This is a genomic window from Azospirillum sp. UFLA03-27, from assembly GCF_059803775.1.
Genome location: NZ_JAUQTX010000225.1, coordinates 1 through 10,895 on the forward strand (window position 1 = coordinate 1; position 10,895 = coordinate 10,895).

Below are 10,895 nucleotides of genomic sequence, written 5' to 3' on the forward strand. Positions count from 1 at the left end.
GGTTGATGCGGGGGCCGGAGGCGTTGCCGCCGCGACGGGCGGCGGCGGTGGGCGCTTCATCACGATGGGCGGGCAGCCGGGGCCGGCGGCGCCGAACAGGGCGGCCTGGATCTCGCATTCGCTGGGGTTGGGGCCGAGCGGGACGGCGGGCGCCGCCGCCGATTGCGCCAGGGCCGGACCCGCGGGAAGGGCCAGCCCGCCCCCTAAAAGTCCGAACGCCAAGAGCCCGATTGTTGGGAACGTCCGCATTTGCATGCCCGCATTGTCCCAGGCTTGGGGGCGGGCCGTCAAATTCCGCGTGGAACAGTCGTGCGTGCCTCTGTACGATCCCGGTCCGATCTTTCGTTTGCGGTATGCGGGAGGAAACAAGAATGAAGTCGATGAAGGCGCTGTTCGCCGGTCTGGCGCTGGCCGCCATGGTTCTGCCGGGCGTGGTCGCCAGCGGCGCGGCGGCGGCGGACTACAAGGCCGAGTACAAGCTGTCCACCGTGCTGGGCAAGCCGTTCCCCTGGGGCATCGGTGGCGACCGCTGGGCCGAGCTGGTCAAGGAGAAGACCAACGGGCGCATCAATGTGAAGATGTATCCCGGCTCCGCCCTGGTGAACGGCGACCAGACCAAGGAATTCACCGCGCTGCGCCAGGGCGTGATCGACATGGCGGTGGGCTCCACCATCAACTGGTCGCCGCAGGTGAAGGAGCTGAACCTCTTCTCGCTGCCCTTCCTGATGCCCGACCACAAGGCCATGGACGCGCTGACCCAGGGACCGGTCGGCAAGCAGCTGTTCGACCTGCTCGCCACCAAGGATGTGGTGCCGCTGGCCTGGGGCGAGAACGGCTTCCGCGAGGTCTCCAACTCCAAGCGCGCCATCCGCACCCCGGAGGACCTGAAGGGCCTGAAGATCCGCGTCGTCGGCTCGCCGCTCTACCTCGACACCTTCACGGCACTGGGCGCCAACCCGACGCAGATGAGCTGGGCCGACGCGCAGCCGGCGCTGTCCACCGGCGCCGTCGACGGTCAGGAGAACCCGGTCGGCGTGTTCGTCGCCGGCAAGCTGCCGACGCTTGGCCAGAAGCACCTGACGCTGTGGGGCTACGTCGCCGACCCGCTGATCTTCGTGGTCAACAAGGAGGTCTGGAACAGCTGGTCCAAGGAGGACCAGGAGGCGGTGCGCGCCGCCGCCGTCCAGGCCGCCGCGGAGGAGGTCGCCATCGCCCGCAAGGGCATCACCGCCCAGGACGACAGCCTGCTGAAGGACATCGCCGCCCAGGGCGTCGAGGTCGTGCAGCTGACGCCCGAGCAGCAGAAGGCGTTCCAGACCGCCACCCGCGCCGTCTACGACAAGTGGGCCAAGACCATCGGCCCCGACCTCGTGAAGGCCGCCGAGACCTCCGTCGCCGACCGGAAGTAAGCCTGCGGCTTGCCGTGCCGTTGCCCCCACCCTGATCCGCGATGGGAAAAGGGTGGGGGCGACCGGTTCCCAATTCGAGATTTTCCGATGAACAACGATCTGCTGGAAGCCGGCATGGCGACGGAGCAGCCCAAGACGCGGGTGCCGGTGACGCTGGAGCGTTCGCTGGCCGCCCTGTCCATGGCCGCTCTGTGCCTCGTCACCTTCGCCAACGTCGTGACGCGCTACCTGACCGATGTCTCCCTGGCCTTCACCGAGGAATATTCGATCTTCCTGCTGGTGGTCATGACTCTGTTCGGCTCCGCCGTCGCCGCCGCCGCCGACCGGCACATCCGCATCACCTTCATCGCCGAGAAGCTGCCGCCGGCCCTGCGCCGGGTGACGGAGCTGGTGGCCTGGACGGCGGCGCTCGCCATGTTCGGCCTGCTCGTCTGGTACGGCGGACGCCTGACCTACGACCAGTGGCGGTTCGAGGAAACCTCGCCCGGCCTGGGCAACCCGCAATGGCTCTACACGGTCTGGCTTCCGCTGCTGTCGGCGGTCGTCGCCCTGCGCGTGATCGGGCGCCTGATCCGCACGGCGAAGGGAACGGCCTGATGGCGTTGACGATTCTGTTCGGCGGCTTCCTGCTGCTTCTGGTGATCGGCGCGCCGCTGGCGGTGGCCCTGGGGCTGGCGGGGTCGCTGGCGATCCTGGACGCGCAGCTCGGCATCCTGTCGGTTCCGACCAACGTCTATGCCGGCATCGCCAAGTACCCGCTGCTGGCCATCCCGGTCTTCATCCTGGCCGGCCTGATCTTCGAGCGGGCGGGCGTGGCCAAGCAACTCGTCACCTTCGCGTCCTCCATCGTCGGGGCGAAGAACGGCGGGCTGGCGGTGGTGGCGATCCTGGTCTGCATGGTGATGGGCGGCATCTCCGGCTCCGGCCCCGCCGACGCGGCGGCGGTCGCCACAGTGATGATCCCGTCCATGCACAAGGCCGGTTATCCGAAGGCCTTCTCGGCCAGCGTGATCGCGGCGGCGGCGGCAACGGCCATCCTGATCCCGCCCTCGGTCGCCTTCATCATCTACAGCGTCCTGGTCCCGCAGGCGTCGGTGCCGGCGCTGTTCGCGGCGGGGCTGATCCCAGGCGTGCTGGCCGGGCTGTCCCTGCTGGCGCCGACGATCTGGCTGTCGCGCAAGCACGGCTTCGGCCTGAAGGACGCCGGGCCGCGCCCGCCCTTCTGGCGCAGCCTGCGGCAGGCGATCTGGGGTCTGCTGGCCCCGGTCATCATCCTGGGCGGCCTGCGCACCGGCGCCTTCACCCCGACCGAGGCGGCGGTGGTCGCCGTCTTCTACGGTCTGGCCGTCGGCGTCTTCGTCTACCGCAGCCTGACCTGGCGCGAGCTGTACGAGGTGCTGGCCGAGGCGGCGGAGATGTCCGCCGTGGTGCTTCTCATCATCGCGCTGTCCAGCGTCTTCGCCTGGGCGGGCAGCACGATGGGCGCCTTCGACCGGGTCGCCGCCCTGGCGATCGAGGGGGTGGGCAGCGAGGTCCTCGTCCTGCTGCTGCTGAACGTGGCGTTGCTGGCGCTGGGGATGGTGCTCGACGCGGTGTCGATCTTCCTGATCCTGCTGCCGCTGCTGACCCCGATCATGACCGCCTTCCACTGGGACCCGGTGTGGTTCGGCGTGATGCTGACCATGAATCTCGCCATCGGCCAGTTCACCCCGCCCATGGCGGTGAACCTGATGGTGACCACGCGGGTGGCCGGCATCAGCATGGAATCGACGGTGCGTTGGGTTCTGTGGATGGTCGCCGCGATGCTCAGCGCGCTGGTCCTGGTGACCTTCGTGCCGGAGCTGGCGCTCTGGCTTCCCCGGAAGCTCGGTTACCTGTAACCCTCAGGCCTTGGCGCGGCGGGTGGCCAGCAGGATGCCCGCCGCGATCAGGCCGATGCCGGCGGCGTGGTAGAGGTGGGGTTGCTCGCCGAGGAACAGGATGGCGAGGACGCTCCCGAACACCGGCATCAGATGGATGCACATCCCCGCCGTGTTGGCGCCGACCAACGCCACGGCGCGGTTGAAGCAGAGATAGGCGGCGATCGACGGGAACAGCGCCACGTAGGCGACCGCCCCCAGCGCCGTCGGGGTGATCGGCATGGGGTTCCCGCCGACGCTTTCCCACAGGTAGAAGGGCAGCAGCATCGCCGCGCCGCCCGCGAAGGTGACGGCGATGAAGCTGAGGCCATGCACCGCCGGGCGGCGGCGCAGCAGGGCGGTGTAGGCGGCGTAGCCGAGCACCGCCGCCAGCACCCACAAGTCCCCGGCGGCGAGTTGCAGCCCGATCAGCACCGCCGGGTCGCCCCGCGCGATCAGCGTCAGGGCGCCGGTCAGCGACACGGCGATGCCCACCCCTTGCAGCGGGGTCACGCGGTCGCCGAACAGGGCCAGGCTCATCAGCACGATCAGCACCGGCATGGAGGACTGCATCATCACCGCGTTCAGCGCCGTGGTGGTGTGCAGACCCACATAGAGGAAGGTGTTGAAGACCGCGATGCCCAGCGCCGACAGCAGCAGGACGACCGGCCATTGGGCGGCCAGCGCCCGCGCGTCGTGCCGCAGGTGCCGCCACGCGAAGGGCAGCACCAGCAGCATCCCCAGCGTCCAGCGCCAGAAGGCCAGACCGACCGGCGGCACCTCCCCCGACACCGCGCGGCCCAGGACAGCGTTGCTGGACCAGAACAGCGGCGGCAACATCATCAGGAGCCACGCCTGATCGAACAGGCGGCGGCGGGCGGGGGTGGCGTTTTCGCTCACGGCTGGCGACTCATTGGACTGGACGCGTCAAGGTGGGTTCCGCGGCTCAGCCGCGGCGGCGCGGGGATGCGAAGGGCGAAAGGGGACCGTCGCCACGCGAGCCTTCACTGCGCGGGCCGTCACCACGCGGACCGTCCGACCGGAAGGCCTCGCTGCGGGAGAAGCCCTCGCGGCGCGGGCGGTCGCCCCGGGGGCCGTCACCACGGGGACCATCACCACGGGGGCCGCGCCCCTCGCCACGGGGACCGTCGCCGCGGCCTTCGCGCGGCGGCTTCGGCGGCTGGCGCATCTCCGCGTCCAGCTCGGCGATGCGCTTCACCAGCGCTTCACGGATCGCCGGGGCCGCGTGGGACTTCAGGGTGGCGAGCTGCTCCTTCAACTGCTGGAGCTGAAGCTGCTTCTGCTCCCGCGTGCGCTTGATGGCGACGTTGTCGGAATGCTGGCCGTCGAAGGCGCGCATGAAAAGGTCCTCGTTGCAGAAAATAAGACACCCGCCGTGGCGTCCCAGCGGACGCCCGGTCGGGGAGCGCGGAATATTGGAAAGGCACCGGCGCCAAAGCAAGCCGGGAGTTTGCTCCGCCTGTGCGATAAAGCGGTTGACGGGGGCGGCCCGGATCACTCTTCCAACGGACGTCGGCTGCGGAACAGCGACGCCGCCTCGTCGAGATAGCGCGACAGGGCGGCGGCGGCTTCCTCCGGCCCGGTGCGGCGCGACCCTTGGACGCGGGCCTCCGCAGCAGCGGCGGCCAGTGCGGCGGGGTCGGCGGCCAACGCGGCCAGCCGTTCGACGAAGGCGTCGTAGTCGGGGTGGATGAAGCGCAGACCGACGACGCTGGCGACGTCGCCGCCGGGAAGCGACAGCGGCACCGCCCCGGCGGCCAGGGCCTCGGCAGCGCTGGCGCCTCCGCCGGTCCGCCGGGGATTCACATAGGCGTCGCAGACCGCCAGCAGGGCGCCCATGTCCGACACATAGCCCAGGCACCGCAGCCGTGCTGCATGGCGTGACGCGGCCAGCTGCCGGGGCAGGGCGTTGGCGTGCCCGGCGAAGACGGCGATGGCGCGCGGCACGCTGTCGAACAGCGCCTCCAGCATGGCGAGGAAGGCGCCATCCGCCTCCTCGTCCAGCCGGTTGCCGACGACGGCGCAGACGAAGGCGCCGTCATCGAGCCCGAAGGCGGCGCGCGCCGTGTCCGTCCGCGGCGCCGCCCCGGCCAGCGAATGCAGGAAGCGGAAGGGCCGCCAGGACCGGGCCAGTGGCCCGTGGGCGGGTGCCGCGCCTCCGCCGAAATCCAGCACGATGTCGGCCTGCGACAGGGTGGTCCCGGTGGTGGTCGGAATGCACAGGGTGGGGCGCGCTCCGGCCATCAGATCAGCCACGACGTTCGACCCGCCGAGCGACAGCACGGCGTCAGGATCGAGCGCCGCGATGGCCTCCAGGAACCAGGCGATCTTGCCGGGGCTGACGCAGGGCGCGACCGAGGACAGCATCCGATAGCCGCGCCCGTCCGCCTCGATCCGCTGATCGCCGGAGAAGGTGGGCTCCACCGACGCCGCGAAGGAGGGCACGAACAGGCTGTGCGCCGCCGCTGGCATGATGTTGGTGTTGAGGATCACCACCTCCCGCCCGCAGCGGTCTTCCAGCAGGGCGGCGTAGGACAGCAGGTCGCGCGACGGCTGGTGGCGCAGCGACAGGAACTGGTTGGTCACCAGCACGACCCGCCCGCTGTCGGCTCCCCCGGCCCGGCGGGCGGGCGGGACGATGGCCTGACGGCGGCGCATCTCGTCGAGGATGCGGCGGTAGAAGGGGAATTGCCGTTCCTCGAAGAAGCCGGGGCGGCTCGCCGGGTTCATGCGCATCAGGAAGAGCTGGCGCCCGATGCCGGCGTGGATGTGCAGCAGCCCCTCCAGCCCGGATTGCGCGATGTTCCCCTCCACCGCGTCGAGCAGTTCGTCGTAATAGCGCAGGTCGCCGGAGACGGCGGCCATGGCCGACAGCAGCAGGACGGTGTCCGCTCCCCGCGCAAGCCGGGGCAACTCCCGCGCCGCCCGCGCCCGCTCGGTCCTGGCCCGGTCGAGAAAGGCCTCGCAGAGCGTCTCGATGGCCTTCAGGTCCCGCCCGCTCGTCACGGGCCGGCGCAGCGCGGCGGCGAGGTCGTTGAGGGGGGACGGGGAGGGGGGCTGGTGCATCGGCCGTGCTGGGAAAAGGGCGCGATGAGTATTGCCACACATGGAAAGGCCCCGGAAGGCGTTACCTTCCAGGGCCTTAGAGTGGTGCCGCAGCAGGGATTTGAACCCCGGACCTACTGATTACGAATCAGTTGCTCTACCCCTGAGCTACTGCGGCGCCGACGTCGATGCGTCGTGGGCGCGGAAATTAACCGGGGGGGCGGACCGGCGCAAGCGCTTTTTTGGGAGATGGATAAAATTATCCTTTCTGGCGGATGACGTCCAAAAAGGGGTCGGCATAACGCTCCAGCTTGCGGGCGCCGACACCGGGCAGGCGGGCGAAGGCGGCGCGGTCCATCGGGCGCGTCGCGACCATCTCCAGCAGCGTGCTGTCGTGGAAGATCACGTAGGGCGGCACCCCCTGCGCGCGGGCCAGCTCGGTGCGGCAGTCCTTCAGCGCGTGCCACAACGCGTCGTCGGCGGGCGACAGGGCGCCGCGCGCACCCGCCCGCGACACGCCCTCGCCGGACAGGCCGCCGGAAGGGGCGGAGCCGCCGCGGGAGACGTGGCGGCGCAGCGCGTCGTGGACGCCGCGGCGCTTCTCCACCACCGGGTCCTTGCGCAGCTTGACCGTCTGCTGGCCCTTGATGACCGGGATTCCGGCGTCGGTCAGGCGGAAGCCGCCATAGCCCTCCAGATCGACCGTCAGATAGCCGGCGGCGACGAGCTGGCGGTAGACCGACTGCCATTCCGCCTTCGACAGCTCCTTGCCGCAGCCAAAGGTCTTCAGCGCGTCGTGGGCCTGCTGCGCCACCTTCTCCGTCGCGTTGCCCAGCAGCACGTCGATCAGGTGCCCGGCGCCGTAGCGCTGGCCGGTGCGATAGACCGCCGACAGGGCCTTCTGCGCGGCGACGGTGCCGTCCCAGGTCTCCACCGGCTCCAGGCAGGTGTCGCAATTGCCGCAGGGCGCCTCCAGCGTCTCGCCGAAATAGTTCAGCAGCACCTTGCGGCGGCAGGCCGAGGTCTCGCAGAAGCCGAGCAGCGCCTCCAGCTTGGAGCGCTCGACGCGGCGGTGGGAATCGCCGGCCTCCGACTGCTCCAGCATCTGGCGCAGGCCCACCACGTCGGCCATGCCGTAGCTCATCCAGGCGTCCGCGGGCAGGCCGTCGCGCCCGGCTCGGCCGGTCTCCTGGTAGTAGGCTTCCAGGCTCTTGGGCGGGTCGAGGTGGCAGACGAAGCGCACGTTCGGCTTGTCGATGCCCATGCCGAAGGCCACCGTCGCCACCATGACGATGCCTTCGCCCTTGATGAACAGGTCCTGGTTCGCCTCGCGCACCTCCGGCGGCAGGCCGGCGTGGTAGGGAAGCGCCTCCCGCCCCTGCTGGTTCAGCCAGTTGGCGGTGTCCTCCACCTTCGCCCGCGACATGCAATAGATAATGCCGGCGTCCTCGGGATGGTTCTCCCGCAGGAAGGCCAGCATCTGCTGGCGTTCGCTCTTCTTCGGGACGACGCGGTAGGTGATGTTGGGCCGGTCGAAGCTGGACAGGAAGACGCGGGCCTCGGTCAGCCCCAGCTTGTCCTTGATCTCCGCGCGGGTCTGCGCGTCCGCCGTGGCGGTCAGCGCGACGCGCGGCACGGTCGGGTGCCGCTCGTGCAGGATGGAGAGCTGGAGATACTCGGGCCGGAAATCATGACCCCACTGGCTGACGCAATGCGCCTCGTCCAGCGCGAACAGGGCGAGCCTGGTGCGGTCCAGCAGGTCGAGGAAGCGCGGGGTGACCAGACGTTCCGGCGCCACATAGACGAGGTCGATCTCGCCACGGACCATGGCCCGCTCCACCTCGCGCGCCTCGGCGGCGTCGAGGGAGGAGTTGAGGAAGGCCGCCCGCACGCCCAGCTCGCGCAGCGCCGTCACCTGGTCCCGCATCAGCGCGATCAGCGGCGAAACCACCACCGTCACACCGTCGCGCACCAGCGCCGGCACTTGATAGCACAGCGACTTGCCGCCGCCCGTGGGCATGAGGACGAGCGCGTCGCCGCCACGGATGACGTGGGCGATGATGTCGGCCTGCTGCCCGCGGAAGGCGGAATAGCCGAAGACCGACGCCAGCGCCTCCAGGGCGGGGTTGCCGTCAGGGTCCTGGGCCGGCTCCGCCGGATGGGCCTTGAGATTGAAGAGCGAGTCCACGCCGATGCGGTTCAGATGCGGGTCCGTCTCTGGACGATTTAGAATCTGGTGTTCGGGTCAGAATCTGGTGGTCGGGGTGCGATCCCGAACGCGACGGCTATGATGTGGCACAGATCACCCGATTCGTGAAGACGCAATCCGGAAGGGCTGTGGGGACAAGGGTGGCGCATCGCGCGATGCGGGAAAAACTGTGGCGCGAATGCATCCGATCGTATGTAAGGTGAAAACGGCGGGTGGAACAGGCCACCCGCCGTTTCGAAAGGAGAAAGAGGCATGCCAAAAATGCCCTTTTTCCTGGTGCTCCAGTGGCGGCGATGGCGGATCGAAATCCGCATCACCGTGCGCTAAGCACTAGGAGCGTGCCGGTGGGTGTTAGGAGCACCTGCCGGCCACTCCCGATAAGGTAGCGCAATTCCCCGGCGTTGCAAATCCCCAACCGGCTACAACAGGTCGCGCAGCATCGCCACCAGCGGCACGTCGGCGGGGGGCATGGGGTAGTCGCCCATGCGGTTCGGATAGACCCAGGCGAGCTTCTGACCCTCCCGCGCCATCACGTCACCCTCCCAGACGCGGCAGACGAACAGCGGCATCAGCAGGTGGAACGTTTCGTAGCTGTGCGAGGCGAAGGTGAAGGGAGCGAGGCAGCTCGCCGCCGTGTCGATGCCAAGCTCTTCCTTCAGCTCACGGACCAGCGCGGCCTCCGGCGTCTCGCCCGCGTCGACCTTGCCGCCGGGAAACTCCCACAGCCCGGCCAGCGACTTGCCGGGCGGGCGCTGGGCCAGCAGGACGCGGCCGTCGGCGTCCACCAAGGCCACCGCGACGACCAGCAGGGTCGGCAGGGAACCGGGGGCCGGGGTAGAGGAGGGGTCGAAGCAGGCCGGCATCAGGCGGTCTCCTGGGTGAGGAACCGCCAGCGTCCGGCGGTCAGTCCATAATGGTCGGCGTCGTCGAGCGGCAGGAAGCCGACCTTTTCCAGCACGCGGCGGGAGCGGTGGTTGTCCGGCGCGATCCGCGCCCACAGGCGGGGCAGGCCCAGCGCGAAGGCGGCGGGAACGACGGCCCGCAGCATCTCCGTGCCGTAGCCGACCCCCTGGTGCGGCCGGCCCAGCCAATAGCCGACCTCGCCGTCCGCCAGGATCACGCCGATGCCGCCCACCGGCTGGTCATCGTCCTTACGGACCGCCAGCAGGTCGAGCGACGCGCGCTCCGCCCGGTTGCGGGCGGCCAGGGCGACCCAGGCGCGCCCGTCCTCCAGGCCGTAGGGATGGGGCACGCGGGCGAGCCAGCGCGCCACCTCCCACTCCCCGATCAGAGGAACGAAACGCACCACATCCTCCATGCGGAAGGGGCGGAGCGTCAGCCGCGCCGTGTCGAGGCGCTCGGGCAGGAGTGCGCCGGTCATGACGTCAAGGCCGGCCTCAGCTCCGGTAGGAGCCGTTGATGTCGATGTAGCCGTGGGTCAGGTCGCAGGTCCAGACGCGGGACGTTCCGGTGCCGATGCCCAGGTCGATGTGCACGTCGATCTCCTGGCCCTTCATGTGGGCGGCGACCGGCGCCTCGTCGTAGCCCGGAACCTCCATGCCCTCGGCGCAGATCAGCGTGCCGCCGATGGTGATCTTGATGAGGTCGCGGTCGGCCCGCTCGCCGGCCCGCCCGATGGCGGCGACGATGCGGCCCCAGTTGGCGTCCTCGCCGGCCAGCGCGGTCTTGACCAGCGGGGAGTTGGCGACGGTCAGGGCGATGCGCTTGGCGGCCACGTCGTTCTCGGCGCCGACCAGCGTGATCGAGACGAACTTGGTCGCCCCCTCGCCGTCGCGCACGATCTGCAGCGCGAGGTCGAGCATCACCTCCTCCAACGCCTTGCGGAAGTCGGCCAGCTCCGGCGCCTGGGCGTCGGTGACCGGGGCGTTGCCGGCCTTGCCGGTGGCGAACAGCAGCAGGGTGTCGCTGGTCGAGGTGTCGCCGTCCACCGTGATGGCGTTGAAGCTGCGCTCGGTGAACTCCGACAGCATGGACTGCAGCGCCGGGGCGGCGATGGCCGCGTCGGTGAAGAGAAAGCCCAGCATGGTCGCCATGTCCGGGGCGATCATGCCGGAGCCCTTGGCGAAGCCGCTGATCGTCACCGTCGTCCCGCCGATGGCGACCTGACGGGTCGAGCCCTTGGCGAAGGTGTCGGTGGTCATGATGGCCCGCGCCCCGGCCTCCAGCGCCGCCGAGTCGTCCTTCAGCGCCGGGACCATGCCCGGCAGGACCTTGGCGATGGCGTCGGCGGCCAGCGGGATGCCGATCACGCCCTGTCTCTTATACACATCTCCGAGCCCACGAGACTATAAC

At 69.7% G+C, this 10,895-nt stretch carries 9 protein-coding genes, 1 tRNA gene and 2 pseudogenes; 3 read left to right on the forward strand and 9 right to left on the reverse strand.

What is annotated here, in order from left to right; all coding sequences use genetic code 11:
* A pseudogene (locus Q4I23_RS25400) lies at positions 1–222 on the reverse strand (OmpA family protein); the annotation flags it as partial.
* 149 nt (positions 223–371) lie between these two features.
* Here Q4I23_RS25400 and Q4I23_RS25405 point away from each other — a divergent pair.
* The 3 genes from Q4I23_RS25405 to Q4I23_RS25415 all read left to right on the forward strand — a co-directional run bounded on the left by Q4I23_RS25405 (position 372) and on the right by Q4I23_RS25415 (position 3,289).
* Positions 372–1,409 carry a DctP family TRAP transporter solute-binding subunit gene (locus Q4I23_RS25405; protein ID WP_498528059.1) on the forward strand — a complete coding sequence of 346 codons (1,038 nt, stop codon included), beginning with the start codon at positions 372–374 and terminating at the stop codon, positions 1,407–1,409.
* Positions 1,410–1,496: 87 nt separating this feature from the next.
* Positions 1,497–2,006 carry a TRAP transporter small permease gene (locus Q4I23_RS25410; protein WP_237904412.1) on the forward strand — a complete coding sequence of 170 codons (510 nt, stop codon included), beginning with the start codon at positions 1,497–1,499 and terminating at the stop codon, positions 2,004–2,006.
* A complete protein-coding gene (locus Q4I23_RS25415; protein ID WP_498528060.1) occupies positions 2,006–3,289 on the forward strand; it encodes a TRAP transporter large permease in 1,284 nt (427 codons plus the stop codon). The genes Q4I23_RS25410 and Q4I23_RS25415 overlap by 1 nt, the downstream gene beginning before the upstream one ends.
* Before the next feature lie 3 nt (positions 3,290–3,292).
* Here the strand turns inward: Q4I23_RS25415 and Q4I23_RS25420 are convergent, their stop codons facing one another.
* The 8 genes and pseudogenes from Q4I23_RS25420 to argJ all read right to left on the reverse strand — a co-directional run.
* Positions 3,293–4,207, reverse strand: a complete 915-nt coding sequence (locus Q4I23_RS25420) for a DMT family transporter (protein ID WP_498528061.1) — start codon at positions 4,205–4,207, stop codon at positions 3,293–3,295.
* A 46-nt stretch (positions 4,208–4,253) separates the two neighbouring features.
* Complete coding sequence (locus Q4I23_RS25425; protein ID WP_454020415.1) at positions 4,254–4,667, reverse strand: hypothetical protein; 414 nt, start codon at positions 4,665–4,667, stop codon at positions 4,254–4,256.
* A 155-nt stretch (positions 4,668–4,822) separates the two neighbouring features.
* Complete coding sequence (locus tag Q4I23_RS25430; protein WP_498528062.1) at positions 4,823–6,394, reverse strand: glycosyltransferase; 1,572 nt, start codon at positions 6,392–6,394, stop codon at positions 4,823–4,825.
* Between the two features lie 82 nt (positions 6,395–6,476).
* A tRNA-Thr gene (locus tag Q4I23_RS25435) sits at positions 6,477–6,551 on the reverse strand.
* An 81-nt stretch (positions 6,552–6,632) separates the two neighbouring features.
* On the reverse strand, positions 6,633–8,561 hold the full coding sequence (gene recQ / locus Q4I23_RS25440) for a DNA helicase RecQ (RefSeq protein ID WP_498528063.1): 1,929 nt from the start codon (positions 8,559–8,561) through the stop codon (positions 6,633–6,635).
* Between the two features lie 440 nt (positions 8,562–9,001).
* Entirely contained in the window at positions 9,002–9,445 is a 444-nt protein-coding gene (locus Q4I23_RS25445; RefSeq protein ID WP_149164075.1) for a (deoxy)nucleoside triphosphate pyrophosphohydrolase, read from the reverse strand.
* A complete protein-coding gene (locus Q4I23_RS25450; protein WP_498528064.1) occupies positions 9,445–9,963 on the reverse strand; it encodes a GNAT family N-acetyltransferase in 519 nt (172 codons plus the stop codon). Before Q4I23_RS25450 ends, Q4I23_RS25445 begins: the two co-directional genes overlap by 1 nt.
* Positions 9,964–9,979: 16 nt before the next feature.
* Positions 9,980–10,855: pseudogene (gene argJ, locus Q4I23_RS25455) on the reverse strand (bifunctional glutamate N-acetyltransferase/amino-acid acetyltransferase ArgJ); the annotation flags it as partial.
* Positions 10,856–10,895: the final 40 nt, after the last annotated feature.